General features: G+C 63.1%; 27 protein-coding genes and 1 pseudogene. 15 read left to right on the top strand and 13 right to left on the bottom strand.

Features of this window, described 5'->3' with window-relative positions; translation table 11 throughout:
* From ACYPXD_RS32195 to ACYPXD_RS32130, 14 genes and pseudogenes are all read left to right on the top strand, one after another.
* Window positions 1–340: pseudogene (locus tag ACYPXD_RS32195) on the top strand (FHA domain-containing protein); the annotation flags it as partial.
* Window positions 341–477: 137 nt separating this feature from the next.
* Window positions 478–726: a hypothetical protein gene (locus ACYPXD_RS32190; RefSeq protein WP_459721746.1), complete on the top strand. Its 249-nt coding sequence runs from the start codon at window positions 478–480 to the stop codon at window positions 724–726.
* A gap of 129 nt (window positions 727–855) precedes the next feature.
* Window positions 856–1,203 carry a hypothetical protein gene (locus ACYPXD_RS32185; RefSeq protein ID WP_459721742.1) on the top strand — a complete coding sequence of 116 codons (348 nt, stop codon included), beginning with the start codon at window positions 856–858 and terminating at the stop codon, window positions 1,201–1,203.
* A complete protein-coding gene (sctJ, locus tag ACYPXD_RS32180; RefSeq protein WP_459721739.1) occupies window positions 1,203–2,036 on the top strand; it encodes a type III secretion system inner membrane ring lipoprotein SctJ in 834 nt (277 codons plus the stop codon). Before ACYPXD_RS32185 ends, sctJ begins: the two co-directional genes overlap by 1 nt.
* A complete protein-coding gene (locus ACYPXD_RS32175) occupies window positions 2,033–2,614 on the top strand; it encodes a hypothetical protein (protein ID WP_459721733.1) in 582 nt (193 codons plus the stop codon). The genes sctJ and ACYPXD_RS32175 overlap by 4 nt, the downstream gene beginning before the upstream one ends.
* Window positions 2,608–3,348, top strand: a complete 741-nt coding sequence (locus ACYPXD_RS32170; protein ID WP_459721731.1) for a FliH/SctL family protein — start codon at window positions 2,608–2,610, stop codon at window positions 3,346–3,348. Before ACYPXD_RS32175 ends, ACYPXD_RS32170 begins: the two co-directional genes overlap by 7 nt.
* Window positions 3,345–4,331 carry a FliM/FliN family flagellar motor switch protein gene (locus ACYPXD_RS32165; RefSeq protein ID WP_459721727.1) on the top strand — a complete coding sequence of 329 codons (987 nt, stop codon included), beginning with the start codon at window positions 3,345–3,347 and terminating at the stop codon, window positions 4,329–4,331. The genes ACYPXD_RS32170 and ACYPXD_RS32165 overlap by 4 nt, the downstream gene beginning before the upstream one ends.
* Window positions 4,328–4,975, top strand: coding sequence for a type III secretion system export apparatus subunit SctR (gene sctR, locus ACYPXD_RS32160; protein WP_459721725.1), 648 nt, complete (start codon window positions 4,328–4,330; stop codon window positions 4,973–4,975). Before ACYPXD_RS32165 ends, sctR begins: the two co-directional genes overlap by 4 nt.
* Window positions 4,972–5,247: a type III secretion system export apparatus subunit SctS gene (gene sctS, locus ACYPXD_RS32155; RefSeq protein WP_459721721.1), complete on the top strand. Its 276-nt coding sequence runs from the start codon at window positions 4,972–4,974 to the stop codon at window positions 5,245–5,247. Before sctR ends, sctS begins: the two co-directional genes overlap by 4 nt.
* A 2-nt stretch (window positions 5,248–5,249) precedes the next feature.
* On the top strand, window positions 5,250–5,972 hold the full coding sequence (locus tag ACYPXD_RS32150; RefSeq protein WP_459721718.1) for an EscT/YscT/HrcT family type III secretion system export apparatus protein: 723 nt from the start codon (window positions 5,250–5,252) through the stop codon (window positions 5,970–5,972).
* Window positions 5,969–6,709, top strand: a complete 741-nt coding sequence (locus ACYPXD_RS32145; protein ID WP_459721715.1) for an EscU/YscU/HrcU family type III secretion system export apparatus switch protein — start codon at window positions 5,969–5,971, stop codon at window positions 6,707–6,709. The genes ACYPXD_RS32150 and ACYPXD_RS32145 overlap by 4 nt, the downstream gene beginning before the upstream one ends.
* A gap of 36 nt (window positions 6,710–6,745) precedes the next feature.
* Window positions 6,746–8,824: a flagellar biosynthesis protein FlhA gene (locus tag ACYPXD_RS32140; protein ID WP_459721712.1), complete on the top strand. Its 2,079-nt coding sequence runs from the start codon at window positions 6,746–6,748 to the stop codon at window positions 8,822–8,824.
* A gap of 11 nt (window positions 8,825–8,835) precedes the next feature.
* Window positions 8,836–10,158, top strand: a complete 1,323-nt coding sequence (locus ACYPXD_RS32135; protein ID WP_459721708.1) for a FliI/YscN family ATPase — start codon at window positions 8,836–8,838, stop codon at window positions 10,156–10,158.
* Window positions 10,155–10,571, top strand: coding sequence for a hypothetical protein (locus ACYPXD_RS32130; RefSeq protein WP_459721705.1), 417 nt, complete (start codon window positions 10,155–10,157; stop codon window positions 10,569–10,571). The genes ACYPXD_RS32135 and ACYPXD_RS32130 overlap by 4 nt, the downstream gene beginning before the upstream one ends.
* Before the next feature lie 184 nt (window positions 10,572–10,755).
* Here the strand turns inward: ACYPXD_RS32130 and ACYPXD_RS32125 are convergent, their stop codons facing one another.
* The 7 genes from ACYPXD_RS32125 to argS form a co-directional block, all read right to left on the bottom strand.
* Entirely contained in the window at window positions 10,756–11,673 is a 918-nt protein-coding gene (locus ACYPXD_RS32125) for a hypothetical protein (protein ID WP_459721701.1), read from the bottom strand.
* A gap of 248 nt (window positions 11,674–11,921) precedes the next feature.
* The gene (locus tag ACYPXD_RS32120; RefSeq protein ID WP_459721698.1) at window positions 11,922–13,541 is read right to left on the bottom strand and encodes an ABC transporter substrate-binding protein; all 1,620 of its coding nucleotides are present in this window, start codon (window positions 13,539–13,541) and stop codon (window positions 11,922–11,924) included.
* A 209-nt stretch (window positions 13,542–13,750) separates the two neighbouring features.
* On the bottom strand, window positions 13,751–14,578 hold the full coding sequence (locus ACYPXD_RS32115) for a helical backbone metal receptor (RefSeq protein WP_459721694.1): 828 nt from the start codon (window positions 14,576–14,578) through the stop codon (window positions 13,751–13,753).
* Window positions 14,579–14,758: 180 nt separating this feature from the next.
* Complete coding sequence (locus ACYPXD_RS32110; RefSeq protein WP_459721692.1) at window positions 14,759–15,532, bottom strand: SDR family oxidoreductase; 774 nt, start codon at window positions 15,530–15,532, stop codon at window positions 14,759–14,761.
* A gap of 33 nt (window positions 15,533–15,565) precedes the next feature.
* On the bottom strand, window positions 15,566–16,204 hold the full coding sequence (locus tag ACYPXD_RS32105) for a thiol:disulfide interchange protein DsbA/DsbL (protein WP_459721688.1): 639 nt from the start codon (window positions 16,202–16,204) through the stop codon (window positions 15,566–15,568).
* A 224-nt stretch (window positions 16,205–16,428) separates the two neighbouring features.
* The gene (locus ACYPXD_RS32100) at window positions 16,429–17,208 is read right to left on the bottom strand and encodes an SPOR domain-containing protein (protein WP_459721686.1); all 780 of its coding nucleotides are present in this window, start codon (window positions 17,206–17,208) and stop codon (window positions 16,429–16,431) included.
* A gap of 240 nt (window positions 17,209–17,448) precedes the next feature.
* Window positions 17,449–19,233: an arginine--tRNA ligase gene (gene argS / locus ACYPXD_RS32095; protein ID WP_459721683.1), complete on the bottom strand. Its 1,785-nt coding sequence runs from the start codon at window positions 19,231–19,233 to the stop codon at window positions 17,449–17,451.
* Between the two features lie 278 nt (window positions 19,234–19,511).
* On the opposite strand from argS, the gene ACYPXD_RS32090 reads away from it, so the two are divergent.
* Window positions 19,512–19,838 (top strand): DUF1840 domain-containing protein, encoded by a 327-nt coding sequence (locus tag ACYPXD_RS32090; RefSeq protein WP_459721679.1) that lies wholly within the window; start codon window positions 19,512–19,514, stop codon window positions 19,836–19,838.
* Between the two features lie 178 nt (window positions 19,839–20,016).
* Here the strand turns inward: ACYPXD_RS32090 and ACYPXD_RS32085 are convergent, their stop codons facing one another.
* The 6 genes from ACYPXD_RS32085 to ACYPXD_RS32060 all read right to left on the bottom strand — a co-directional run.
* Window positions 20,017–20,211 carry an acid-shock protein gene (locus tag ACYPXD_RS32085; protein ID WP_459721675.1) on the bottom strand — a complete coding sequence of 65 codons (195 nt, stop codon included), beginning with the start codon at window positions 20,209–20,211 and terminating at the stop codon, window positions 20,017–20,019.
* A 153-nt stretch (window positions 20,212–20,364) separates the two neighbouring features.
* Window positions 20,365–23,082, bottom strand: a complete 2,718-nt coding sequence (metH, locus tag ACYPXD_RS32080; protein ID WP_459721672.1) for a methionine synthase — start codon at window positions 23,080–23,082, stop codon at window positions 20,365–20,367.
* Window positions 23,083–23,155: 73 nt separating this feature from the next.
* Window positions 23,156–24,232, bottom strand: a complete 1,077-nt coding sequence (locus ACYPXD_RS32075) for a homocysteine S-methyltransferase family protein (protein WP_459721668.1) — start codon at window positions 24,230–24,232, stop codon at window positions 23,156–23,158.
* Between the two features lie 255 nt (window positions 24,233–24,487).
* Window positions 24,488–24,745 (bottom strand): BTH_I0359 family protein, encoded by a 258-nt coding sequence (locus ACYPXD_RS32070; RefSeq protein ID WP_075155627.1) that lies wholly within the window; start codon window positions 24,743–24,745, stop codon window positions 24,488–24,490.
* A 118-nt stretch (window positions 24,746–24,863) separates the two neighbouring features.
* Window positions 24,864–25,652: a 3-oxoadipate enol-lactonase gene (gene pcaD, locus ACYPXD_RS32065; protein ID WP_459721664.1), complete on the bottom strand. Its 789-nt coding sequence runs from the start codon at window positions 25,650–25,652 to the stop codon at window positions 24,864–24,866.
* 158 nt (window positions 25,653–25,810) lie between these two features.
* On the bottom strand, window positions 25,811–26,893 hold a 1,083-nt coding region (locus ACYPXD_RS32060), incomplete at its 5' end, for a DUF3108 domain-containing protein (RefSeq protein ID WP_459721661.1).

Raw genomic sequence — 26,893 nt, 5'->3', positions numbered from 1 at the left:
GGCCGACGGTTATCTGCAGCCCGAGGCATGGGACTACGCGCGCGTGGCGCGCCTCGCGCGCGGCGAGATCAATGGCTTGAATGAAGTGAGCTTCGTCGGGCATCCCGTAAGCGATGGGGCCGTGCGCGTTCCGCTGGAATCGATCGGCATGAACCTGATGCGGTCGTCTCACGGATCGTGGCTGGTGGACCAGCAGGGTGGAATGTACTTCGCCGGCTCGCGGCTGAAGATCGGCAAGCTCACGCGCATTTCCGAATGTGCGGCGGAAGTTGTGCGCGATGACGATGGGTCGGTTTACGAGTTCTTCACCAAAAGGGCCGGAGAAGGCAACCCGTGCTGAGACGGACAGGAATCACGGAATCGGACGCCGAAGTTCGGGCGTCCAGTTCAGCTTGCCAGGCGTGCGCGTAGCGCGGCAGGCTGTGTAAGGAGCAATCGCTTCGTTAAACGCGCGAACAAACTTCAAGGATCGAAATCATGGCTATAGGTGGAATCAGCCCGTACGGCGTCGCACAGGGCGGCTACGACCATAACCGCAGCACATACAACGGCTTGGCGAATGCGAGCGCCAACGCAGATGCGGCGGCGAACAAGGCGGCCCAAACCGGCAGCCCGCAGGACGCCCAGGCTGCGAAGCAGGCCGCCAACAAGGAGTCTGAAACTGCACAGGCAGAAGCAACGAAGGAACAGGCGCGAAATCAGGCGGTCATGGCGCTGCTGCGATAAGCCGTCCTTCTCCTGAGAGATAAGGCGAAGCGCCCTTTGTGGCGCTTCGGATACCTATGCATTGAGCTGGCGTATCGCCCGCTTGAATTTCCATGCTTCAAAAAAGAACATCACGTAAAGAGAAGAAAAATGGTGCCGCACATTCCCGCCATCGCAGTCCCTGAAACCTTCGCAGCGACATCCCCTTTCGAGCCGGCAAGCGCCACCGGGCCAACAGCCCCGGCAGGCCGGGCCGTGTTTGCGGAGAGCGCGTCGTCGCCGGGTATGCAATGGATCGCAGATGCCGAAGCAAGTTCAAGAGAGTCGGGACTGAATCTGGACAGCGAGATGAAACGCGTGTTGTCGGGCGATAGATTGAAGCCGGCCGACATGCTCAGACTGCGCAACCAGATCAATATCAATACCGAGACGCATATGCTGTGCAAGAAGATATCGGACAGCCTCGTCCAGGGCGTCCAGACGCTCGCGAGAGGCTGATGCTGCGCCGTCTGCTGATCCTGCTGCCGCTCCTCGTTCTGCTCGGCTGCAGGACGTCGCTTTTCGAAGGCCTGGACGAGGACCAGGCAAATCGCATCGTCGCGGTGCTGAGCCATCACGGAATCGAAGGCGCCAAGCAGCGCAATGCCGACAAGACGTGGACGGTATCGGTCGACACGGACGACGCCGTTGCCGCCACCGAACTGGCGGGCGCCTACGCCTTGCCGCGCGGCGGCCACACGAACCTCGGCGAACTGTTTAGCCGCCAGGGTCTGATTTCGAATCCCGACGAAGACCGTGTTCGCTTCATTTTCGGGGTTTCGCAGGAGCTTTCTGAAACGCTCGAGAAAATCGACGGCGTACTCGTCGCGCGCGTGCATATCGTGCAGCCCGAGCGCGATCCGGTCATGGGGCTGGTCGCTCCGCCGTCCGCTTCGGTGATGGTCCGCTATCGCACGGACTACAACCTCGAACTGATGCGCGACAAGATGCGCGCGCTCGTCGCCGGCGGTGTCGAAGGCCTGACGCCCGATCGCGTGAACCTGACGCTGATCCCCGTCACGCCCGTACTCGTCGCGGGTGACGCGTGCAGCGGCATCAACGCATGCACCGCCGGACGCGAGCGCGACGAACACGGCAGCGCGACGCTCGTGCTGATCGCACTGACCAGCGGCGTCATGTTGCTCGGTATTTCAGCATGGGTCTGGCGCAGCGGAATCCGCTCGTTTTCGCCGACATTTTTCCGGCGCAGAGGGCGCGGTCGCGCGCACCCGCCCGCAACAGACAACGGCGCAGCGCCGCCTGCCGCAGAAACCCAAGGAGACACGCAATGATTTGCCTGCCCGCTTTATCGATCGGCAAATGGGCCCATCACAGCTGGCTGATGCGGCAAAGGCCGATCCGCGGCGAACGCGCGCTTGCCGACGCGAGCGCGCGCCTGATCGTCGAATATCCGCAGTTGACCCGCATCGACTTCCGGCAGACGCTGCCTTGCATCGGCGACCTGCCGCGCACCGCCTGCGCGCGGCTCTTGCGCATCAGCGCGGCACTGGCCTGTTCGCGCTCGTTGCGGCGTGTCGTGACAGGATCGGACCATCTCGCATTCGCCAGAAACATCGCGCCGCACATGCTGCGCACCATTCAAAAGCATGCCCGCGCGGAGTCGGACGATCTGCCGCTCGGCGCGCCGTTGAATTTTCTCGACCGGCGCGAAATGACCGCCGCGGGGTTCGCGTTGTCGCTGCGTGGGCTCGGCGATGGCGGCGAAGTGCAGCACACGTGGTTGCGGTTGCGCATGCCGCGCGATGTCGTCGAGTCGGCGGCACGTTTTCATGCCCGCGAGGTGACGGTGGAAGCCGCACGCGCGCTGCTCGACGACGCGTCATGTTTGATGCGAGGTGAGCCGTGCTGATCTGCAGGAAAGGAAACTGGCGCATCGAATCGGACGGTTATCTGTCGTCGGCCGATCTGGTCGCGCTCGACGATTTGCGCGCGCTCGATGAAGACCGCGCGAACGACGCGGCGCGCGAGACCTCGCGCCTCGCCGCGCGCGTACGGGAGATGAAGCGTCGCGCGTGGCGTCGCGGCTATAACGCCGGGCGTGCGGCGGCGCTGCGCGATCTGGTCGTGCCGCAGGCCGCCGCATCGTTTGTCGCGCGCTGTGTGGAAGAGCGTCTCGCGCGCATCGCGCTCGATGCACTCGTGTTGATCATCGGCAAGCTGCCGCCCGCGGCGGCGCTGCCGAATCAGTTGCGACGCTGCATTGCCGCGTCGCGCTCGCAGCAGGTCCTGTCGCTGCGCGTATCGACAGCCGATTACCGCGAAGCGAAGCGGCTCATCGCCCGGCTCGAGCAGGAGCTTGCCGCACCGCTCTTCACGGTGTTGGCCGATGCCGGTTTGCCGCCTCATTCGTGCATCGTGGAGACGGAGCGCGGCGTGATCGACGGCAGTCTGCGTATGCAGTTGAGCGCGGCGGAGCGCGGCATTCGAGATGCAATCGGGGCGATGCTCGACGAATATCGAAGTGTCGATGCCGCCGTCGACCGGCAGTTCGATGTGATTGAACAGGGACTGCGCGACGTGATCGACGCGATTGGCGTTGGCGAACCGACCGCGCCGGGCCGGCATGACGGAGGCGGGCATTGAATCCGTGGATCGGGATGCGCCGCCTCAGCCAGGCCGACGCCGAACGCCGCAATGTGGCGGCCCTGCATTTTGGCGCACCGTATGCCGTCAGTGTCGGCGTGCGCCGCTATGAACTGCGGTTCGACGAGTGCCGGCAGCGTTATCCGTTGAGGCTTGCCGGTAGCGCGTCCGGACATCCGTTCGCGCTCGATTGCGATGCGCGCGCGTTGCTGCCTGAATTGCCGGCGCATCCGTTGCCGCGCGATGACGCCGAGACGCGCGCGATGATCGAAGACGTACTGGAAGACTGGTTGTCAGCCCTCGAAGGCGCGTTCGGATTTTCATTCGAGCTGCAACGCGTGTCGTTCGATGCGGTTCCGCCATGCGGCGCGTATGGCCTGTCGCTCACGCACGTGCAAAGCGGTAGGGCAGCGCATTTCTCGTTTCATTGCGACGCCGTCGACCAATGGCTCCGGAGCCGTCCCGCGCCGGCTTCGCATGAATTCAGCGGGCTGCACCGGCATCTGCGTGTGCCGGTGCAGCTATGCATGGCTGGCCCTTCGTTTTCGCTTGCGCGCTTGCGCAAAATCAGGGCCGGCGACGCGCTCCTGCTCGACCGAGCCTCGTATCACCTGCGCGTGCCGATGCGCAATGGCACGCGCCGCATTTTGCTGAACTTGTCTGGAGAACAAATCTTGGTAGACCACCCGATGATCGACGACGAAAAGGATCAACCGGAAATGACGAGCGAATTCATCGCGATCGATGCGCTGACGTTCGCGTTCGACGCAGTGCTCGGCACGGTCTCGCTATCCGTTCACGAACTCGCGCATTTGCGCACCGGATCGATTCTGTCGCTGCAGATTCCGATGCGCGAGCGCGCCGTCACGCTGCTATGCCAGGGGGTGCCGTTCGCTCGGGGCGAACTGATCGACATCGATGATGCGCTCGGCGTGCGCATTACCGATCTTTCGCGTGCCGCAACGACAGACGTCGTCAGATGAACACTCAGCTCGACCCGATCTCGCTCGTCGGCCTCGTCACGCTGCTCGGCCTGATGCCGTTTTTCATCGTGATGGTCACCTCGTTCACGAAGTTCAGCATCGTGCTGACGCTGTTGCGCTCGGCGCTCGGCGTGCAGCAGGCGCCGGGCAATACGGCTATCGCAGGCCTGGCGATGGCTGCGACGCTGGTCGTCATGGCGCCGGTGATGTCGAAGATCGGCGCCGAACTGTCGCTCGACGAGCGGATCGAAAGCGGCACGATGCCGGGCATCGCGGAAACGTTGAAAGCCGTACGCGGGCCGCTCGGCGAGTTTCTGTTCGTGCACTCGCGGCCGTCGGAGCGCGCGTTCCTCGTGAACGCGACGAAGCGGATCGATCCGGAGCGCGATGCGCAGGAAACCGACTTTTCGCTGCTGATTCCCGCATTTCTGATCAGCGAAATTTCAAGCGGATTTGAAGCGGGCTTCCTGCTCTACATCGCATTCCTCGTCATCGATCTCGTCGTGGCCAATGTGCTGACCGCGATGGGGATGATGATGCTGTCGCCGACCACCGTGTCGATCCCACTCAAACTGTTCGTGCTGGTCTCGGTGTCGGGCATCTCGCGACTCATGCACGGGTTGATCGTCAGCTATATCAAATGAATTCGTTTCCGTCGCTCGCTTCGCTTTCCAGTGACGCGCTGTTGCTGGTGTTCTGGCTGTCGTTGCCCGCCCTCGCGGTTGCCACGGGCATCGGCGTGTTATTGGGCCTCGTGCAGTCGATCTTCCAGATCCAGGACCAGAGTCTTCCGTACGGTGCGAAGATCATTGCGGTCGGCATCACGCTGATCGTCACCGCGCCGTGGGCAAGCCGCGAAGTGACGCGTTTTCTCGAGCACGTGTTCACCTTCGTTGCCGCGGGGCGCATGCATTGACGATGAACATATTCGGTTATATCGAAGGGCTCGCGTTCTGCTCGATCCGTCCCGCCGTTGCGCTGAGCGTCGTGCCATTCGCGTTCGGCGATTCGCTCGGCACGAAGTTACGCGTGCCGCTCGTGCTGCTGTTCGCCGTGCTGCCTCTGAAAGTGGGAGCGCCGGCATCGCTGATTCCGGCGGCGCTGTTCGAGGCGCTGGTGGGGCTCGCGCTCGGCCTGCTGCTGGCGGTGGTCTTTCACGTCGCATCGTGCGCGGGCGCGCTGCTCGATCAGCAGGGCGGCTATTCGATTGCAGCCGTGTACGACCCGAACTTCCAGCAGGAAGCCGCGCTTTTCGAAACCTTGTTTACACAGTTTGCCGCGCTTACGTTTTTCACCGGTCCGGGGTTGCGATTCGTGTGCGGCTTCTTCGTCGACGCCTGGGCGATCTGCCCGCCCGGCGCCGCGCATGTGAACCTGACCGAGGTTTTCCGCCAGATTTCCGTCGACCACTTCGCCGCCGCCTTCTCTGAAGGCATACGGCTCGCCATGCCGCTGATCGGCCTGATGGCGATGGTCGACATATCGCTCGGCCTGATGTCGCGGCATGTGAAGCGCCTCAATCCGTTTACGACTGCACGCACCGTGAAAGCGATGGTCATCTCGTTTGCCGCGATGTCATGCGTGCCGGTGTTTATCGAGCGCCTATCCGTTGTTTTCCGGCAAAGCCTGATTCTGCGATGAGCGATAAAACCGAAGCACCCACCCCGCAGCGGCTCGTCAAGGCTATCAAGGATGGTGACATCGCGAAGAGCGCGCACGCGACTGTCGCGGCTAGCGGTCTCATCTGGTGGCTCTTTCTCATCGTCGAGTCGCCGCATCTGTACGCGCTTTTCCAGACCTTGATTCGCGAGGTCACTGGCCTCGACCTGGCCCGACCGTTTGCCCAGCAGTTCGCGCAAGTCGTGTCGTCGTTGAGCGCCGTGTTGCCAGCGGCGCTCGTCACGCTCGGAGCGGGCGTGCTCGCCGCTGTGGTGCCGGAACTCGCGCAGACGCGTGGCGCAATCGCATGGAAGCGGGCGGCGCCCGACCTGAAGCGATTGAGCCCGGTGTCCGGCCTCAAGAACTTTTTCAGCTCGCGCGTGCTGGTCGATACGCTGATTGCGCTCGCCCAGTTCGCGATTCTGCTCGCCGTCTTCTGGTACGCATTCGTCAAGTGGTGCGGGCAACTGATCCCCTCATACACGCTGCCACTGCCGATGCTGCTCGCCGACATCAGTCTATCGGGCGCATCGCTGCTCGCGATAATGACCGCGTCGCAGCTCGTGCCGGCCGCCGTCGACTTCGTGATGCAGCGCGTGCTATGGAGGCGGCGCCTGCGCATGGACAAGGAAGAGATCAAGCGCGAATACCGCGACAGCGAAGGCGATCCTCACACGAAGGGCCGACGTCGCGCGATGCACAGAGAGTTGAGCCGCTGACATGCGAAACCCGCTGCACCCTAACCCGTAAGACATATGGCAAACCGTTCCATCCTCGGCCGCGCCGATATTCCCGGGCTGCTTGGCCGGCATGCCGACGTGGCGGTCGGTCTCGGCATTCTGTTCGTGCTCGTGCTGCTGATCCTGCCGGTTCCGGCATTCGTGCTCGACTTCTTTATCTGCGTGAGCTTCTGCGCGAGCTTCGTGATGCTGAGCACGACGATCTATGTGACGAAGGCCGCCGAGCTGTCGAGCTTTCCGTCGCTGCTGCTCGTGACGACTTTGCTGCGGCTTGCGCTCGCGATCGCATCGACGAAGATGATCCTGCTTTACGCGCATGCCGGCGACATCATCGGCGCGTTCGGCGAGATGGTGGTCGGTGGCAACGTCGCGGTCGGCATCGTCGTGTTTGTCGTGCTCTCCGCGATTCAGTTCATCGTTGTGGCGAAGGGCGCGGACCGCGTCGCGGAAGTGTCCGCGCGTTTTACGCTCGACGGCATTCCCGGCCGGCAGATGAGCATCGATGCGGACTTGCGCAGCGGCCTGATCGCACCGCGCGATGCGGGTCGGTTGCGTGCCGAACTCGAGCGGGAGACCTATTTCTATGGCTCGCTCGATGGCGCGATGAAGTTCGTCAAGGGTGACGCGGTGGCAGGGCTGGTCGTCGCGCTCGTTAATATTGTCGGCGGTCTGACGGTAGGCATTGCGCAGCGCGGCATGTCGTTTGGCGACGCATTGCACACCTACACGATTCTCACGGTCGGCGATGGTCTCGTTTCGCAGATTCCGTCGCTGATCGTGTCGATCGCCGCAGGCCTGCTCGTAACGCGCGTATCGTCGGGCGGCCCGCCGACGAACCTCGGCGGCGATATCTTCCGCCAGCTGTCGCTGCATCCGAAAGCCCTCGCGATGGCGGGCGTCGGCTGTTTCGCGCTCGGTGCAATACCGGGGTTTCCGCATCTGCAGTTCGCCCTGGCGGGCGGCGCGTTGATCGGCCTGTCGGTTCTGATGATGCGTCAGGCGGCGAGCCGCGAGCGCATGCAGCGTCCGTTCATGCCCGCGATGACGCGCGACGGCGGCAACTATACGCCGCGCATTCTCGACGACGTGGAACTCGGCACCAGCGCGATATTGCGGCTGCGCATGGGAAACAAGGCCTACGAAGCGCTGCATCCGGGGCGCTTCGACGCGCAGTTGGGCAAAGTGCGTCGCGATCTGATGACGCGGCTCGGCTTGCCGTTTCCGGGGCTGGCGTTGCAACGCGATGCACGGCTCGACGAAGAGCGCTACATCGTCGATATCGAAGAGGTGCCGTTCGCGAGCGGCACGCTCGTCGCAAACCACATGCTCGTGAGCGGCGACGAGTCGCAGATCACGATGGAAGGCCTCGCCGGTTATAGTCCGGGCGCGTCGAAGGCCGTATGGGTGAGCGCGGCCGACGCCGCGGCGCTCGACGGTGCGCAAATCGGCAAGGCGAGCGTCGAAGAGGCGCTATGCACGCATCTGGCCGATGTCTGCGAGCAGAATGCAGCCGAGTGCATGGGCACGCAGGAAGCGCGCTTCCTGATGAACCAGATCAGCATCGAATTTCGCGAGCTCGCCAATCAGCTCGACCAACTGCTCGGGCCGGTGCAGGTTGCAAGCGTGCTGCGCCGCTTGCTCGAAGAGCACGTGCCGATTCGCAATCTGCGTGCGATCGCCGAAGCCTGCATCCGGATTCCGGACGGCGATCGCTCGCTCGACCGGATGGTCCGCGAAGCGCGCATCGCGCTTGGATCGCGGCTTGCGCGCCGCCATGCGGACCTCGATAACTGGCGAATCGACGCGGCGGTGATCGATCCGTCCTGGGAGGCGGAACTCGAAGACCAGATACGCAGCGGCCCCGACGGTGAACCATACTGCATGCCAGGCATCGGCGAACTTGAACGCCTGCAGCAAGCATTCGCCGAGGCATACCGGCAAGGAGTGCGCGTACTTGTGACCACGGCCGTCTTGCGGCCGCATGTACGCCGGCATCTGAAGACATTCGGCATTCGCATCGACACCCTTGCGATCGAAGAGATCCCGCTCGATACATTTAACGTGCATGCCGTCTTGACGCTGTCGCCGGCTTGAGCGGAGCGAATGTGAAGCTTTTTCAGTCTCCTGCTCCGGTGCCGGCCGGCGAACCCATGCTCTACGGGCGCGTTGCCGAGGCGCGCGGCGTCGTCGTGCGGGCGGTCGGCGTGTCGCTGCGCATCGGTGAAATGGTGCGTCTCGTGCGGCCCGACACGCTCGATATGCAGATGGGTGAGGTGGTCGGCTTCACCGATGACGGCGCGCTCGTCATGCCGCTCGACGGCCTCGCGGGTTTGTCGAACATCACGCAAGTACATGGGTGCGGCCTGACATGGGGGCGATTCGATCCGCTCGGTCTGCTGGGCCGCACCGTCGATGGGCTCGGACGGCCGCTCGACGGCGGTCCTGTCTTGCGCGAGCGCGGTGCCGCCGCGCAAGGCGGCGCACCGCTTGCCAGCATCAATCCGCTCGAACGGCCCGTGATTGCGCGGCCGTTCGCGACTGGCGTGCGCGCGATCGATGCGCTGCTCACGTGCGGCGTGGGGCAGCGCGTCGGCATCTTCGCGCCGGCGGGCGGCGGCAAAAGCACGCTGATGGGGATGATCGCCAATGGCGCCAATGTCGATGCGATCGTCGTCGCGCTGATCGGCGAACGCGGGCGCGAAGTGTCCGAATTCATTCACGATCATCTGTCCGGGCGGCGCGATTCGTCGGTCGTCGTTGCATCGACGTCCGAACGGCCCGCCGCGGAACGGCTCAAGGCCGCCGAACTCGCCTGCGAAGTCGCGAGCGGTTTGCGCGCGACCGGGCGCCGCGTGCTGCTGCTGTTCGACTCGCTGACACGCTACGCGCGCGCCTTGCGCGAAGTGGGACTCGCGGTTGGCGAGCCGCCGGTGCGGCGCGGCTATCCGCCGCGCGTGTTTGCCGAATTGCCGAAGCTGATCGAATCGGCGGGTTTGACGCACGAAGGCAGCGTGACCGCATTTTTCACGGTGCTCGCCGAAGACGAAGAGCTGTCCGATCCGATCGCCGAGGAAGCGCGCTCGCTGCTCGACGGGCATATTCAGCTGTCGGGCAAGCTCGGCGGCGCCGGACACTATCCGGCCATCGATATCCTCAAGAGCAAGAGCCGTGTGATGACGCGCGTGACGGATGTCGCGCATCGACAGGATGCGGACCGCGTGCGCGGATGGATGAGCCGATATCAGGAACTGGAGCTGCTGCTGCAGATCGGCGAATATCAGCGCGGCAGCGATGCGGCAAGCGATCTGGCGATCGACCGGTATCCGGAAATCGTGCGGTTTCTGCGGCAGCCCTACGACGAGCATTGCGACGTTCAGGCGACCCGCTCGATGCTTCGCGCGCTTTGCGGCGCCGCGCCGCTGCGATGAGCGACGCGAAGCGCGCTGCCCAGCTATGGCGCTTGCTGGCGCGCGTGCGGGAGTTGCGGGTCGAGCGCAAACGTCGTGCGCTCAATATCGCGCGTGATGGGTTGCAGCGGGCCGAGATGCAGGTCGATTTGCGTCGCGAAGCAATCAGGCATCATGGCGCACAACGCACGGTGATCTTGCAGTCGTGCGGCTATGACAAGCGTACCGGGCGGCTATGGGCTGCGGCCTTGCGCTTGCATGACGGCCGCACGCCGGAGCTGCAACGCGCATTGGCGCAAGCAATGCGCGAGCGGTCGGGGGCGGCCGAGAAGGTCACGAAGGCATCAGCGGAGCTGCAACGGGAAACGATCGGTCGCGACGACGCGGTCGAGCGTGCGCGCCGCTTCAAGGCGGCGTTGAGCGACCGCGACTGACAGGTGGGTATAACGGCGATGTCCAGCCTGGCAGAGCGTGCGAGGCCGGCTCTTCGCTAAAGGGCGGTGCCGGCCGATCGGTGTGGTTGCTGCGGCCGGCACCGACGGGAAGAAAGGGACTCGTCGTGGTTAGCCCGCGTCCCTTCTCCCCCGGCGATCAACTCATCTGGCGTCCGGTGCGGACTTACACGATCTGCTGACCGGTCTTCTGGTCGATGATTTTGTCGCCAGCAGGGGCTGCTTTCTGCGCGTTGTTCGCGGTTTGTCTCAGCGCTTCCTTTTCGCGGCGGTCGGTGACTTCACGGAATGAGACCTTTGAGCTATCGCTCGGGCTCAAGTGTTCGCCCACGAAGACCTGCTTGCTGTTTTTAGGCTCGTAAATCACCCGATCCATATGAGGCGGAACGCCGCCGGACGATTGCTTCTTTTCGGGGTCCATTGTCACGCGCATATCGCTGGTATCGAGGCTCAGCGGCTTCGAGAAGTCGGCCTTCGATTCCTTGCCGTTGACTTTCAGAACGCCGTGCGGATCGCCCCAGCCCGTGAATTCGATGTCGTTGCCGCCGACCTTCATTTTGGTTGTCGCGTTGTCTTTGGCGAGTTCGCTGTGGGTGTTGCCCATGTCGACGTTCAGCGTGTTACCGTTCTGCGACACGACCGGTGCTACCCGGTTCTGATCCGCGTCGTTACGGTACGAGTCCTTGCGGCAGTCGTTGGAGTAGCGGTCGGGCACGTTGTTGAAAGCTTTCGACCCCGCCTGCTGGAAGGACGTGTACGAAGTCTTCACGGTTGTGCCTTGCGGCGTACGGGCGATTTCCCGCTGGTACTGGGTCATCGATGTGCCGCCGCGTTGCGCGGTGCCATACGGGTTGAATGACTGGGCCATGCCGCGCGACATCTGCGGATAAATAGCCGGCTGAATGAATGCACGCGGCGCGGCCAACGGATTCATCGAGCGCTGCGATGCCGGGCCAAAGCCTGAATTGAGCGGGTTGAGCGAATTCGGATAGTTAAACGAAGAACGAGACTGGCTCTCACGACTGGCGGCATACAATGAATGATTGAAAGTCTCATACGTACGGCTATCGAGCGTAGCTTGCATGTGCGATTCCTCTAACAGGACAAAGCGTTAAATAAAGAACTTGTGATTTGCAGGAGCCGCCGGCCGCACGGAGGCATGCGCCGTCGATTCCGCACGCAGAGTCTAGGGGGGGAGCGGTGCACAAAGGCACTACATACGTAGTGCTACGGGATCGCACACGCATTTACAGAGGGGTGGCGCAAAAAAACAGGCCCGCTTTTTAGACGCGGGCCTGCGTTTGTCGGATTGCGCGAAGCGGTATGGGTGCGCTACTGCACATTCACCGCCGTAAAATTCTGCCGCCCGAATGCGCTCACCTGATAGCCGCTCACGTTTTTTGTCGTGATCACCGTTGCGGTGGGGTAACCGAGCGGAATCCATAACGCCGCATCGTGAATGATCTGCTGCGCCGCTTCATAGGCTTTCGTGCGCTTCGCCTGATCGGACGTGCGCTTGCCCTGATCGATGAGTTTGTCGAGATCGGAATCGCAGAAGCGCGAGAAGTTGATGCCGGATTTCACGCCGTTGCAGCTGAAAAGCGGCGTCAGATAGTCGTCGGGGTCGCCGTTGTCGCCGGCCCAGCCCATGAAGAGCGTGTCATGCTGGCCCTGCTTCGCATCGCGAATCAGTTCGCCCCACTCGATCACCCTTACGTCGGCCTTCACGCCGATCTTCGCAAAGTCCGCCTGCAGCAGCTCCGCGCCGGCCTTCGGATTCGGATTCAACGAACTGCCGGTCGGGCGCACCCAGATGGTCGTCGAAAAGCCGTTCGGATAGCCCGCGTCGGCAAGCAGTTTCTTTGCCTTCGCGATGTCATAGGGCCACGGTTTCACCGCCTTGTCGTAGCTCCATGTATTCGGCGGATACGGGTTGACCGCGGGTATCGCGGTATCGTTGAACACCACTTTCAGGTAGGTCGCGCGATCGAATGCCATGTTCAGCGCTGCGCGCACCTTCTGGTTATCGAGCGGTTTCTTCTCGGTGTTCAGCGCGACGAACGCGGTCATGAATGCCGGCGTCTGCACGACCTTTAGCGACTTGTCGTTTTTCGCCGCGGCAATGTCCTCCGGTTTCGGCGATAGCGCAATCTGGCATTCGCCTGCCTTGACCTTCTGCGCGCGCACGGCGGGGTCCGGCGTAATCGCGTAGATCAGTCGATCGACCTTCGGCTTCGGCCCCCAGTAGTTCGGATTCACGTCGTAGCGGATGACCGCGTCCTTCGTGTAGCTCTTCAGCATGAACGGGCCGGTGCCGATCGGTTTCGCGTTCAGATCGTTCTGCTTGCCGGCCTTGAGCAGCTGGTCCGCGTATTCGGCCGAATAGATCGATGCGAAGCCCATCGACAGCACCGACAGGAACGGCGCATTGGGTTCGGTCAGCTCGATCCTGACTGTCTGGTTGTCGACCTTCGCGATCGACTTGACGAGCTTCGTGAGCCCCATCGATTGCGCATGCGGGAAGCCGTTTGCGCCGGCCACCTTGTGCCACGGGTTGCTGTCGTCGAGCATGCGGCTGAACGTGAAGACGACGTCGTCGGCGTCGAGCGGTCGCGTCGGCTTGAAGTAGTCGGTGGTCTGGAACGGCACGTTCGGACGCAGATGGAACGTGTACGTGAGTCCGTCGGCGCTGATTTCCCACTTGTCGGCGAGGCTCGGCACGACTTTTCTCGACGCTTCGTCAAACCCGACAAGCGTGTTGAAGATCACATCGGCCGATGCATTGGTCGTGACGAGCGAGTTGAACTGGACCACGTCGAAGCCGTCGGGGCTCGCCTCGGTGCAGACGGTCAGCGGCTTCGCGAACGCGAGTGTGGGCGAAGCGAGCAGTACAACGGCGGATACGGCAACCGCGACGGCGGCAGCAGAGGCAGCGGACGGCGTAAAGCGCATGACATCTCCCGGAACGGTCGTAATCAGGTAACGCGGCTTATGGGTGTGCTGCGCGGTTCGGTGAGCGGCAAAAGCCCGCGGATCGCGCAAGCTTATCGAATGGTCGTTGCGACGACAACCACGCGCATTGGACCCATGCTGGGCACGGGTTGGCCACACCGATATCGTCGCATGGCGCGCGCTTCAGTGCCGTGAATCAGTGTGGTGAATCAGTGCCGTGAAGCATAGCGTTGCAGGTAGCCGATGCCTTCGATCGCGCGCGAGCCGTACCACGACACCTGTTCGCCGTCGATCAGTTCGATTTGCTTGCCCGTCGGTTTGCCGGCCGCCTGAAGCGCTTGCGCGAGCGCGTCGCAATGCGATTGCGTGAAGCGGTACGGCTCGGTTGACAGCAGGATGCGGTCGACGTCGGCGAGCCACGGCGCGTCGAGGTCGAAGGCCGGGTAGCGCCGCGCGCCCGCGAAGCCGCCATCGACGGCCGGCAGCGTATGCCAGTTCACGAGACGCAGCATCGCGGAAATGTACGTGTCGCGTGCGACGGTCATCCATGGCTCGCGCCAGATCGCGTAGAGCACGCGTTGCCGCGGCCAGTCGCGTGCCTGGGCTGCTTCGAGTTGCGTGTTCAACGCTTCGGCGAGGCGCTGCGCGGCTGGCTGCCGGGAGAAGATCGCGCCAACCAGCGCGAACAACGTGAAGTTGTCTTCAGGCGCGAGCGGGTGCGTCACGATGACATGCGGCACGAACGCGCGCAGTTGATCGACGGTCGCGCGGTCGTTTTCGTCGATATTGACAATCACATGTGTGGGCTTGAGCGCACGCACGGCATCGATGCGCACGGACTTCGTGCCACCCACTTTGGGCACCGCACGCACGCGTTCGCGCGGGTGCACGCAAAAGCCAGTGCGGCCGACAATCTGTTTGTCGAGGCCGAGTGCGAACAGCAATTCGGTGACGCTCGGCACGAGCGAGACGATGCGTGCGTCGTCGCCCGCGGTCGCGTGCCTGATTCCGGCTGCATCGACTGTGTGCTCGCTCATTGCCGGTTCCGTCGATGGTAGGGGTGCGCCGGGCGTTTGGCGCTTTCCGCTTGTCGCGCGTGCTGATTTGACGTCGTTGGTGCTGGTGCTGGCGATGCCAGTGCCGTTACGGCTGCATGCGCGGTTTCAAGCTCGGTTTCAAGCTCGGTTTCAATCGCGGTTGCATCCGCAGTTGCATACTCAATCGGCCTTGGCGCGCGGTTTGTGCGGCGCCTTCTTCATCGCCGCATCGTAAAGCCAGCGCGGCACCGCATGCAACATCATCGCGACAAAGCGCATCTGCCAGGGCAGCACGACGTAGCGCTTCTTCCGCTCGATCGCGCGAGCCGCTTGGTGCGCGAACTGCTCGACGTCCATCAGGAATGGCATCCGGTATGGGTTGCGCGCCGTCATCGGCGTGCGGATAAAGCCGGGCGCGATCGTCACGACCGAGACGCCGCGCGGCCGCATCTCGACGCGCAGCGATTCGAGATAGGTGCGCGCCGCGGCCTTCGATGCGCTGTACGCACCCGAGCCAGGCAGGCCGCGCACGCCCGCGACGCTCGAGATACCGACTAGCGTCCCTTTGTGCGCGGCGGCCATTTCGGCCGCGAAGGGCTCGAAGGTGGCGACCATGCCGTAGTAGTTGGTATCCATCACGTCGCGAAACGTCTGCAGGTCGCCAAGCCCGGTGATCGTGCCGCGGCTGACACCGGCATTCGCGATCACGATATCGGGGCAGCCATGCTTCGCGAAGAAGTCTTTCGTGGCGTCCGCGAGCGCGTCCGCATCGCGGACGTCGGCGGCATAGATCAGGATGGGATGCTGAGGATGGGCGTCGCGGAAACGCTCCAGCGCGTCCTTGCGCCGTGCGACGAGGCCGACGATCGCGCCGCGCCGCATGTATTCGGCGGCGAGCGCGAGGCCGATGCCGCTCGATGCGCCGGTAATGAAGACCTTTTGCGGTGTGCCCATATACCGGCGCCTCCGAGGATCGACCCCGGGTGATTACATCTTCTTCGCGCGAACCTGGCCGACGAGGTAGTCGAGCACCTGGATCGTGCCGGGCAGGCTGTTGGTCTGGGCCGGGCCCGTTTCGTACTTGCCCTGGATCGCGAGCGTCGGCACGCCGTCGATCTTGTAGTCGTCGAGCAGTTTCTTGTCGCGCTGCAGCGCCGTTTGCGTCGAGAACGAGTTATACGCGTCCATGAACTTCTTCGGATCGACGCCGTTCTTCGCGAGGAATTTCGCCTGATCTTCCGGCGTCAGCAGGTAGTCCTTGTTGACGTGGATTTCGTGGAAGATCTTCGGCGTCAGTTCCTGCGCGAGGCCCAATGCGTCGACGGCGTGGTACAGCTTCGAATGCGGGATGAAGTCGTCGCGGAAGGCAACGGGCACGCGTTTGAACACGACGTCCGGGCCTTGCTTCTTGATCCAGTCTTCGAGGTACGGGTCGAACTCGTTGCAGTGCGGGCAGCCGTACCACATGAACTCGATCACTTCGATCTTGCCGGCCGGCACTTCGACCGGCTGCGGCGACGACAATACGGTGTAGTCCTTGCCGGAGACTGGCGCGGTGGGGCTGGCGCTTGCCGCGGCAGCGATGAGACCGAACGAGAGGCAAAGAAGGCTAAGCAGCTTTTTCATGTCTTGTGATCCCAATCGGGAAGTAGCGTTGACGGTTGAACGGAGGCGTCATGGGCCTGTCACCGTGAGCGCTGCGACGGACGGCAGGCTTTCGCCGTGCAATGAGACTGTGCGTGCGCGCCGAAGGTTCAAGCAGGTCGGGCAGGGTCCCGGCGGCGCGCACGAAACAGGCGATAAAGCAGGCTATAAAGCGCGTTACTGCGTGCTATAGCGGTTACGGCAGGTTACTGCTTCGTAAAGCGGATCACGGCAGTGTCGATGCCTGCGTCCGAGAGGCGCTGACGCGTGCTGTTCATGTCCTCGAACTTTGCGAACGGCCCGATCCGTACGCGATAGTACGTGATACCGCCGGCATCGCGCTGCGTCACTTTCGATTCGAAGCCCTGGAATGCGAGCCGCGCGCGCTGCTGTTCGGCGTCCGCGGCGGTCTTGTACGCGCCGACCTGCAGCAGATAACCGGTGTTCGCGTCAGCCGCGGAAGGCGGCGCCGATGCGCCCGGCTTGGCCGGCGGCGGGACGTTCGCGACGGTCGCGCCCGGCGTGGCATTCGGTGCGCTGCTCGCGGGCTTCTTCGCGCCCGCCACCGCGGCCGCCGACGAACCGCTGCCCGGCGCCGCCGCCGATGCGCCGCCCGTCGCGGGCGGCACTTCGACGATCTGCGGTTCTTCGAGAATGCCAGACGATTGCGTCTGATTGTTGGTCTGCCCGGGCGCCGTGTTCGGCGGCGCCGGTTGCGCGGCCTGCGGCACCGGCTGACCCGGGCTCTTGCCCTGCAGCGGCCGGTTCGGATCGTATTGCGGCTGGCTCGCGCCGGCATCGGACGCGGCGGGCGGCGCCACCTTGGCGACGAACGGCGTCGGCGCGCGCGTGATGTACAGCGCGACCACCACAGCGATCGCCAGACCGACGATCAGGCCCAGCACGATGCCGAGAAAGGTTCCCCCGGATTGCTTCGACTGCTTCGTTGTGCGGCGTGGCTTTGCCATTGTCTGAATCACCTGCAAAAGGAAAACTTGAATGACCGTCGATTATAGCGACGACCGCGGCGATGACCGCAGCGGCGCCGACGCACTGTGCCGCCCGCGGCCTGACGGTCTGGCAATGGGCCGCTAAGTGGGCCGCTAAGTGAGCCACTAAGTGGGCCGCTAAGTGAGCCGCCAAGTGGGCCCGCCAGGCAGCCCACTAAGGCCCGGCATCGGTCGCGCGTTATGGTCGCATAAGCGGCTTGCGCGGGCGAGTCGAATTTACATCTTGACGGGAGCCGACACGCCGATCATTGCGAGCCCGTTCGCCAGCACCTGGCGCGTGGCCGCGAGCAGCGCGATGCGCGCGTTGCGGGCCGCTTCGTCGTCGACCAGAACGCGTTCGGCATTGTAGAACGAGTGAAATTCACTCGCGAGGTCGCGCAGATAGAACGCGACCGCATGCGGCGCGAGTTCGTCGGCCGCGTGCGTCAGCATGTCGGGGAACTCCGCGAGCTTTTGCAACAGCGCCATCGCGCGTTCGCTCGAGAGCGGCGCGAGGTCGACCGTCGGCAGCAGCGCTTCGTCGGTCACATAGCGCGACTTCCATTCGCCGAGCACCGAGCAGATCCGCGCGTGGGCGTATTGCACGTAGTACACAGGGTTTTCGTCGTTCTGCTTGAGGGCGAGGTCGATGTCGAACACGAACTCGGTGTCGGCCTTGCGCGAGATCAGGAAGAAGCGCACCGCATCGCGGCCGCGGCGAATTGTCTCTTCGTCGATGAGATCCGGCGCGGCTTCCTCGCCCGGCGTGGCGCCGCCCGACCATTCGATCAGGTCGCGCACGGTCACGTAGCTGCCCGCGCGCTTCGAGATTTTCACGACCTGGCCGTCGCGCATCACGGTGACCATCTTGTGCAGCACGTAGTCGGGGTAGCCCTTCGGAATGCCGATGCCAAGGCCCTGCAGGCCGGCGCGCACGCGCGCGATCGTGCCGTGGTGGTCCGAACCCTGGATGTTGATCACCTTCGTGAAGCCGCGCTGCCACTTGGCGACGTGGTAGGCGACGTCCGGCACGAAGTACGTGTACGTGCCGTCTTTCTTGCGCATCACGCGGTCTTTGTCGTCGCCGTCGTCGGTGGTGCGCAGCCACAGTGCGCCGTCTTCCTCGAAGGTCTTGCCGGCGGCGACGAGCGCGCCGACCGTCTGTTCGACGCGCCCCTCCCGGTACAGCGACGATTCGAGGTAGTACTGGTCGAACTCGACGCCGAACGCCTGCAGGTCCATGTCCTGTTCGTGACGCAGATACGCGACCGCGAAGCGGCGGATCGCTTCGAGGTCTTCGATATCGCCCGCGCCCTTGACCGGCTCGCCGTCGCGTGCCGAAACGGTTTCGCCGTTCAGGTAGTCGCGCGCGATGTCGGCGATGTACTCGCCGGCGTACGAGTCGGCCGGCCAGCCCGCGTCGCCGGGTTTCAGGCCGCGGGCGCGCGCTTGCGTCGAGATGGCGAGCGTATGGATCTGCACGCCCGCGTCGTTGTAGTAAAACTCGCGATGCACATCGAAGCCTTGCGATGCGAGCACGTTCGACAGCGCGTCGCCGAGCGCGGCCTGGCGGCCGTGCCCGACGTGCAGCGGGCCGGTCGGGTTGGCCGACACGAATTCGACCAGCACGCGCTTGCCTGCTTCGCGCTGCGAACGGCCGAACGCCTCTTTCTGCGCGAATACCTCGCGCACGACGGCCTGCTTCGCGGCCGCCGCGATCCGCAAATTGATGAAGCCCGGGCCCGCGACTTCGGCGCTCTCGACCAGGTCTTTCGCCTGCGGATGCGCGAGCACCGCATCGACGATCTGCTGCGCAAGCTGGCGCGGGTTCGCGCGCATCGGCTTGGCCAGCTGCATCGCGACGTTGCATGCGATGTCGCCGTGCGCGGCGACCTTCGGGCGTTCGAGCGTGATCGTCGGCGCGACGAACGCGGCCTCGGTGGCGCCTTCGTTGGCCGTCGCGATCTGCTTCACGGTGTCGGCGAGCAGGGTTTCGAGAATGTGTTTGTGTGCAGGCAGCATGCTTGTTGCGTGTCCAGTGAGGCAGTCGGGTCAGACGGGATGGCGTCGAATGCGTGTAGGCGGGCGCATTCCATCAGACCGGATTTTAGCAGGTGCTAATATGTCCAATTGGATGCCCGGTCGGGACGAGGCGTGCCGGCGCGGCCGCAACAGCGCGCGAAAAGCGCCTCGCGGCATGCCGCGGCGCGCCACGCGCGAGAGCCAGCGGTATCGCCGCACAGGGCCGCTTTGCCCGTCACCGCCGAGGGAGAGATCAACAAAACGAAAAGGAAACAGTCATGCTGATTACTTTCAAGTGTCGTGCCACGCCGGATGTGATGATGTTGGAGAATCTCGCCCAATATCTCGTCGGCATCGTGGGCAAGAATCTTGGTCAACGCGGCGTCATCACGCATGACGAACTCGGCGACGCGATTACGAAGCTCGAAGCGGCCATTGTCACCGACAAAAAGGAACGCGCCGAACACGACGGCCACTTCCATGAAGGCGAAGAGGGGCACGACCCGCACGAAATTCCGATCGGACTCGCGCAACGGGCCTATCCGTTTCTCGACATGCTGCGCGCGGCGCAGAAAGAGAACGCGGATATCGTCTGGGGGATCTGAGTCGCGTCGATTACGTCACCGCGCGCAGCGAATGCGCCGTGCCGCGCTGTGTGCTGCGTCTGCCGTGCCTGTCGCGGCCACCCTGTTGTAGCAAAGCCCGCCCTGCATGCCATGCGAGGCGGGCTTTGCTTTTTTTGCAGTGCACTGCAGCGCCTTGCAGACGGCCGTGCCGCCCGGGTTATTGGCTTGCTCCCTGCGGCGTGGCGGCCGGCACGGAAGCGCCTTTCTTCGCTTTCTTGTGCTTCGGCTTTTTCACGTGCTGTTCCGTCGGTGGCGAATACGAACTCACCGAACTCGACCCGCCTTGCGCAAACGCCGGCGTAGCGCCGGCGGCAAGCGATACCGCCATCCACATCAGCGACAGCTTCTTCATACGATTTTCTCCGGGACGGTTGCCAGTCAGAGGCCGCGCGTTTTTTGCCGACGCATTCGGCGTGACGAAGCCGCTGCAGTTTACAAAGCCGAAAACTGGATCGCCGGAAATATTCAGTCTTTGCGCGCCGATATAGTGGGCGCGCAGTTGCAGTTAAAGCAGCGGCGCCAACGCGCGCTTCGCATCCGCCTTTGAAAGCGCCATACGCCGTGCGTAGTCGTCCAGCTGATCTTCACCGATCTTGCCGACCGAGAAGTACGTGCTGTCCGGATGGGCGAGATAGAAGCCCGATACGCTCGCCGCCGGCAACATGGCAAGCGACTCGGTCACGCTCATGCCGATTTCTCCGGCTTGAAGCACGTCGAACATGTCGCGCTTGACCAGGTGGTCCGGGCACGCAGGGTAGCCGGGCGCCGGACGAATGCCGCGGTACTTCTCGCCGATCATCTCGTCGTTCGACAGCGATTCGGCCGACGCATACCCCCACAGGTCACGCCGTACGCGGGCGTGCATCGCTTCGGCAAAGGCTTCGGCGAAACGGTCGGCGAGCGCCTTCAGCATGATCGCGCTGTAGTCGTCGTGGTCTTTTTCGAACTGCTTTTCCTTCACGTCGACGCCGATGCCCGCGGTGACCGCGAACAGGCCGATATAGTCGGCGACGCCCGAGTCTTTCGGCGCGATGAAATCCGCAAGCGACCGGTTCGGCCGCATCACGCCATCGATCACCGGACGCTCGCTTTGCTGGCGCAGATTGCGCCACGTGAGCGCGATTTCGCTGCGCGATTCGTCGGTGTAGATTTCGATGTCGTCGTCGTTGACGGTGTTGGCCGGCAGCAGCGCGATCACGCCGTTCGCGCTGAGCCAGCGGCCCTGAATGAGCCGTGCGAGCATCGACTTCGCGTCCGAGAACACGCGCCGCGCCGATTCGCCGACGATCTCGTCGTTGAGGATGGCCGGATACTTGCCGGCCAGATCCCACGTCTGAAAGAACGGCGTCCAGTCGATATAGTTCGCGAGCTCGCTCAGATCGAAATTCCTGAACACGCGGCGCCCGATGAACTTCGGCTTGACCGGTTGATACGCACGCCAGTCGATCCTGGTTTTGTTCGCGCGCGCCTCGGCAAGCGTCACCATCGGCTGGGCCTTCTTGTTCGCGTGCTGATGGCGGATGCGATCGTAGTCGGACTTCAGTTCGTCGAGATACTTCGCCGCGCCTTCGTCGGACAGAAGGCTCGATGCGACGGACACGGAACGCGACGCATCGGGCACATAAACGACCGGCCCTTCGTAATTCGGCGCAATCTTGACGGCCGTGTGCACGCGCGAGGTCGTCGCGCCGCCAATCAGCAGCGGAATCTTCTTGATGCGGAAGTAGTCGTCGCGCTGCATTTCGGACGCGACATAGGCCATTTCTTCAAGGCTCGGCGTAATCAGCCCGGAAAGCCCGACGATGTCCGCGCCTTCCACTTTCGCCTTCGCGAGAATGTCGTTGCATGGGACCATCACGCCCATATTGACCACTTCGAAGTTGTTGCACTGGAGCACGACGGACACGATGTTCTTGCCGATATCGTGCACGTCGCCCTTCACCGTGGCGATGACGATCTTGCCTTTCGCGCGCACGTCGCCGCCGGCCGCGGCCAGCTGCTTCTTTTCTTCTTCGATAAACGGAATCAGGTGAGCGACTGCCTGCTTCATCACGCGCGCCGACTTCACGACTTGCGGCAGGAACATCTTGCCCTGGCCGAACAGATCGCCGACGATATTCATGCCGTCCATCAGCGGCCCTTCGATCACGTTGATCGGACGGCCGCCGTTCGCGGCGATCTGCGCGCGCGCTTCTTCGGTATCGTCGACGATGAAATTCGTGATGCCGTGCACGAGCGCATGCGCGAGGCGCTTCTCGACCGGCTGATTGCGCCACTCGAGGTTCTCTTCCTTCTTCGCGGCGCCGGTCTTGAACCTGTCCGCGATCTCGAGCAAACGATCGGTCGCATCTTCGCGGCGGTTCAGCACGACGTCTTCGACGCGCTCGCGCAACTCGGCGTCGAGCTCCGCGTAGACGCCCAGCTGCCCCGCGTTGACGATGCCCATATCCATCCCCGCCTGGATCGCGTGATAGAGGAACACCGTGTGAATCGCTTCGCGCACCGGGTCGTTGCCGCGGAACGAAAACGACACGTTCGACACGCCGCCGCTCACCTTCGCATACGGCAGGTTCTGCTTGATCCAGCGCGTCGCGTTGATGAAGTCGACCGCGTAGTTGTTGTGCTCTTCGATGCCGGTTGCGACCGCAAAGATATTCGGGTCGAAGATGATGTCTTCGGGCGGGAAGCCGACTTCATTAACCAGCACGTCGTACGAACGCTTGCAGATCTCGGTCTTGCGCTGGAACGTATCGGCCTGGCCTTTTTCATCGAATGCCATCACGACGGCCGCCGCGCCGTAACGCCGAATCAGCTTCGCATGATGAACGAATGCTTCCTTGCCTTCCTTCAGCGAAATCGAGTTGACGATCGCCTTGCCCTGCACGCATTTCAGGCCGGCTTCGATGACGTCCCACTTCGACGAGTCGATCATGATCGGCACGCGCGCGATGTCGGGTTCCGATGCGATCAGATTCATGAAGCGCACCATCGCCGCCTTGGAATCGAGCATGGCCTCGTCCATGTTGACGTCGATCACCTGTGCGCCGTTTTCGACCTGCTGGCGCGCGACCGCGAGTGCTTCGTCGAACTGCCCGTTGAGAATCATCCGGGCAAAGGCCTTCGAGCCGGTCACATTGGTACGTTCGCCGACATTGATGAAAAGCGTTCCGGACGTGACGTTGAACGGTTCGAGGCCCGAAAGGCGCAGCGTATGATCGGTCATGGCTTGCAGGAGTGCGTGAGTTGGCGTCGTAGGCGAAGAAGATGGGTGGCTATGCGGTATGTGCCGGCCGGGTTCAGGCCGCGTCGCGGTACTGCGTCGGCCACTTGCGCGGCTTGACTTCGCTCAGCGCCTTGGCGATTGCGGCGATGTGCTCGGGCGTCGTGCCGCAGCAGCCGCCCGCAATATTCATGAGGCCGGCTTCGGCGAATTCCTTCAGGAGCCCGGAAGTATCGGCCGGCAGTTCGTCGAAGCCGGTGTCGCTCATCGGATTCGGCAGCCCCGCGTTCGGGTAGCACGATACGTACGTATCGCAGAGCTTCGACAGCTCGGCGATGTATGGACGCATCAGCGCCGCGCCGAGCGCGCAGTTCAGGCCGAATGTGAGCGGCTTCGCATGGCGCAGCGAATTCCAGAACGCTTCGACCGTCTGGCCCGACAGAATGCGTCCCGACGCGTCGGTCACGGTGCCCGAAATCATGATCGGCAGCCGCTCGCCCGTGTTTTCGAACAGTTCGTCGAGCGCAAAGAGCGCGGCTTTCGCATTGAGCGTATCGAAGATCGTTTCGACCAGAAACAGATCGGCGCCGCCTTCGAGCAACGCCTTCGCCTGCTGATAATACGCGGCGCGCAGATCGTCGAAGGTCACGTTGCGTGCGGCAGGATCGTTGACGTCGGGTGAAATGCTCGCGGTTTTCGGCGTCGGGCCAATGGCGCCGGCGACAAAGCGCGGCTTCTCAGGCGTCGAATACTTGTCGCATGCGGCGCGCGCCAGCTTTGCCGACGCAATATTCATTTCTTCGGCGAGATCTTCCATGCCGTAGTCGGCCTGCGCGACCGTGGTTGCGCCAAACGTATTTGTTTCGATGATATCGGCGCCGGCGGCCAGATACTGTTCGTGGATCTCGCTGATCACCTGCGGTTGCGTGATCGACAGCAATTCATTGTTGCCTTTGATATCGCGCGCGAAATCCTTGAAACGCTCGCCGCGATATTGCGCTTCGCCGAGCTTGTAGCGCTGGATCATCGTCCCCATCGCGCCGTCGAGAATCAGAATGCGCGACTGGAGCAACGCGGGAAGCGCCGCGCCGCGCGTATAGCCGGCAGCGCTGTTCGAAGCGGACGAAGTGACGGGAAGGGCAGGCTTGTTCATGGCGGAAGGGCCCTCAGGGCATTCGGCGGTTTCTCAACCGCTTTTTTTCAGGAAACTCAACATTGTAGCCCGCACGCGGCATGACCGCCCGGCGGCACGCGAAGCGCTTCCATCGTCGCCCGCAACGTGCGGGGAACAAGGATCGGCATCGAGTGACGGCACCATAATGAAAAACCCCGTCCGGCATGCCGGACGGGGTTCATGAGTGTTGCCTGGGGTTGCCTGGCGTGTCGCCGCAGCGGGCTTTAATGCACTTTAATGCAACACGACGGGTTGGTGCATCAGACTGTCGAACTGACCGAGGAACTCGTCGACTTCATCGAGCGACGGCTCTTCTTCGATCAGCTTTTGTACATGTTCGCGGAAGCTTGCCGCCATTGCTCCATCGATGTAAATCTCGCGCTGAGTGTTCTTGTCGACAATCTCATAGCCGCCCGACTTCATCGCAAGGTGGCCGTCCTGAGGTGGGAATTCGACGACACAGTAGTTGGGGCTGTTGTAGATCATTTGCATGGCGACACTCCTTATTTCCGTTGGCTCCTGGCCAGTCCTGCGCCGTACTTGGAGCGTTTGGCGTGGAATTCAAGGGGTGGGTCCGGTCCTGCGTTTGTAATTTCTCCGGACCTTATAGTTAGACTCGCAACTGCAAAAACGTTTCGAGCAGGGCCGCAAAACGCTGTGATTGCTCGATGGGCGCGAGATGAGCAGCGTCCAGCACCTCGAATCGCGCCCCTCGGATCGCATCGGCTATAGCCTGTGTAGCAGCAGGAGGCGTGCCTGTGTCATGGCGCCCGGCTACTGCGAGTGTAGGCGTCCGTATTTCCGACAGTCTATCGCGCACATCGAATTCGCGCAGTGCCGCGCAGGCGAGTGCGAAGCCCTCTACAGGCGTATGGATATAGACATCGCGAATCTGTTCGACCACTTCGGGATGGGCGTGCCGAAAGTCTGGCGTAAGCCAACGTTCGATCGTCGCCGGCGCAAGCGACGCGACACCGTCGCGCCGTGCCGTTTCGATACGCTGATCCCAGATACTGCGTGATTCGGGCGCGGTGCGGGCGAATGTATCGGTCAGGGTTAGCGTATCGACGCGCGATGCATGGTCGACTGCGAACTGTTGTGCGATCGCGCCGCCCAGCGATATGCCGACCACATGGGTGCTTTTTGCGCCGAGCGCATCGAGCAGCGCGGCGAGATCGTTCGACAGATCGGCAACCGTGAATGGAGCCGTTGGCAAGGAAGACTGGCCGTGTCCGCGAATGTCGTAACGTAACACGGTGAAGTCGTTGCGGAAGTAGCCGGCAAGCTGATCCCAGATCGACAGATCGCCGCCCAGCTGATGGATGAAGGTGAGCCACGGGCCACCGCCCTCATTGCTCAGCACATAGCGTGTATCGATACCGTTGACGTTCACTTGCATGCTTGCTCCTTTGTAAGGGTGATGCGTGAGCGATGCGCCTGAGCGGCACGTGCCGCGCATCGTGCTCGATGACGTGCCTCGTCATGCGATCGATGCCGTGCGCGGAAAGTTTCTGCGGCCTGATGGGGCCTCGACCCGAAGCATCGACCTTACAGCGGCTATGGTTTTTCGTAGTCGGTGTTCGGGTCCGTGGCCGATGGCGTTGCAGGTTGCGGGCCCGGTTCCGGCGTATCGGTTGTTTCGGGGGAACCGGTTTGATCGGCCGAACCCGCGGCGGGGCTCGGATTCTGGCCGTTCGCATTTGCCGCGCCCGCGTTGGGTGCGGCGACCTCGCCATGCCATAGCAATTCGACTTGCGTGCCGTTCGGTTCGGTCTGTACGAAACGCACGGGTAACCAACCGAGCGATGGGGCAAGCCACACGTCGACGCGACGTCGATCGCCCTCGTGGCGCGGCAGACGCGTGAAGTGCCGCGCCTCGACGAAACCTTGCTGGGTTCGCACGGTTTCGTCACCCATCGTTTCGATTGGCCATATTTCGCCGCTGTCGTTGTCCGTCACGTAGAACTCGCGCGTGACACCCGGCTTGTACGCGTCAGGTGCGCCGCGCACGAGGCTCGCGAGTTGCATGATCATGCTGAAGCGATCCTGCGCGCCGTCCTGCAGCGCGAGCGTTTTCGGTGTGCGCGTGAACGCGATCTGCTTCGTTTCGCGATTGAACACCGTCACATCCTGACCGCGACGTCCGTGCGTTTCGATGTACTGGTCCGGCGCGAGGCCGAACGCGTCGACGCGGCCATGGCTCTCGTAGCTGTAGGTGCCGACGAAGGGCAGCGGCACCGCGACGATGAGCCGGTAGGTATGCCCGTCACTTTCCCAATGGATCGTGCCGGGCTGGTTGCGTACGCCGTTGTAGAACGTGTCGTATTCGAGGTCGCCCGATGGCGGCACGGAAAATTTGACCCCCGGTGCGGCGTGCGCCGCGTTGCCGTTGTTCGTGTCGTTTGCCGCAGCTGTGCCTGTGTCTGCGCCGCTGGCGGCATTGGCGGCTTGTGCCGATGAAGCCGCTGCAGCACTCGACGCAGGGCTCGCCGCCGCCGCTGCCGCTGCGTTTGCCGCCGCCGCACTAGCGGCCTCGCTCGCGGCTTCGGCCGCGGGTTCCGGCTGGGCTGTTTCGGCCGTTCTGCTTTGCGTGGCCGGTGGTCGCGGTGCAGGCTGCTTTTTCGGCCTCTGCTCGGGGCG

The organism is Paraburkholderia sp. 2C, assembly GCF_054589215.1.
Note: the sequence above shows the minus strand (reverse complement) of the source record. Positions and strands in the feature narration are given on the sequence as shown.

Excerpts from the sequence above, each read along its gene's own strand:
- ACYPXD_RS32070 (WP_075155627.1), bottom strand. The coding sequence starts at position 24,745 with ATGCAAATGATCTACAACAGCCCCAACTACTGTGTCGTCGAATTCCCA.
- argS (WP_459721683.1), bottom strand. The coding sequence starts at position 19,233 with ATGCTGCCTGCACACAAACACATTCTCGAAACCCTGCTCGCCGACACC.
- ACYPXD_RS32110 (WP_459721692.1), bottom strand. The coding sequence starts at position 15,532 with ATGGGCACACCGCAAAAGGTCTTCATTACCGGCGCATCGAGCGGCATC.
- ACYPXD_RS32150 (WP_459721718.1), top strand. The coding sequence starts at position 5,250 with ATGAACATATTCGGTTATATCGAAGGGCTCGCGTTCTGCTCGATCCGT.
- sctJ (WP_459721739.1), top strand. The coding sequence starts at position 1,203 with ATGCTGCGCCGTCTGCTGATCCTGCTGCCGCTCCTCGTTCTGCTCGGC.
- pcaD (WP_459721664.1), bottom strand. The coding sequence starts at position 25,652 with ATGCAAGTGAACGTCAACGGTATCGATACACGCTATGTGCTGAGCAAT.
- ACYPXD_RS32130 (WP_459721705.1), top strand. The coding sequence starts at position 10,155 with ATGAGCGACGCGAAGCGCGCTGCCCAGCTATGGCGCTTGCTGGCGCGC.
- ACYPXD_RS32090 (WP_459721679.1), top strand. The coding sequence starts at position 19,512 with ATGCTGATTACTTTCAAGTGTCGTGCCACGCCGGATGTGATGATGTTG.
- ACYPXD_RS32115 (WP_459721694.1), bottom strand. The coding sequence starts at position 14,578 with ATGAGCGAGCACACAGTCGATGCAGCCGGAATCAGGCACGCGACCGCG.
- ACYPXD_RS32190 (WP_459721746.1), top strand. The coding sequence starts at position 478 with ATGGCTATAGGTGGAATCAGCCCGTACGGCGTCGCACAGGGCGGCTAC.
- sctS (WP_459721721.1), top strand. The coding sequence starts at position 4,972 with ATGAATTCGTTTCCGTCGCTCGCTTCGCTTTCCAGTGACGCGCTGTTG.
- ACYPXD_RS32075 (WP_459721668.1), bottom strand. The coding sequence starts at position 24,232 with ATGAACAAGCCTGCCCTTCCCGTCACTTCGTCCGCTTCGAACAGCGCT.
- ACYPXD_RS32085 (WP_459721675.1), bottom strand. The coding sequence starts at position 20,211 with ATGAAGAAGCTGTCGCTGATGTGGATGGCGGTATCGCTTGCCGCCGGC.
- ACYPXD_RS32145 (WP_459721715.1), top strand. The coding sequence starts at position 5,969 with ATGAGCGATAAAACCGAAGCACCCACCCCGCAGCGGCTCGTCAAGGCT.
- ACYPXD_RS32185 (WP_459721742.1), top strand. The coding sequence starts at position 856 with ATGGTGCCGCACATTCCCGCCATCGCAGTCCCTGAAACCTTCGCAGCG.
- ACYPXD_RS32125 (WP_459721701.1), bottom strand. The coding sequence starts at position 11,673 with ATGCAAGCTACGCTCGATAGCCGTACGTATGAGACTTTCAATCATTCA.
- ACYPXD_RS32105 (WP_459721688.1), bottom strand. The coding sequence starts at position 16,204 with ATGAAAAAGCTGCTTAGCCTTCTTTGCCTCTCGTTCGGTCTCATCGCT.
- metH (WP_459721672.1), bottom strand. The coding sequence starts at position 23,082 with ATGACCGATCATACGCTGCGCCTTTCGGGCCTCGAACCGTTCAACGTC.
- ACYPXD_RS32140 (WP_459721712.1), top strand. The coding sequence starts at position 6,746 with ATGGCAAACCGTTCCATCCTCGGCCGCGCCGATATTCCCGGGCTGCTT.
- ACYPXD_RS32120 (WP_459721698.1), bottom strand. The coding sequence starts at position 13,541 with ATGCGCTTTACGCCGTCCGCTGCCTCTGCTGCCGCCGTCGCGGTTGCC.
- sctR (WP_459721725.1), top strand. The coding sequence starts at position 4,328 with ATGAACACTCAGCTCGACCCGATCTCGCTCGTCGGCCTCGTCACGCTG.
- ACYPXD_RS32175 (WP_459721733.1), top strand. The coding sequence starts at position 2,033 with ATGATTTGCCTGCCCGCTTTATCGATCGGCAAATGGGCCCATCACAGC.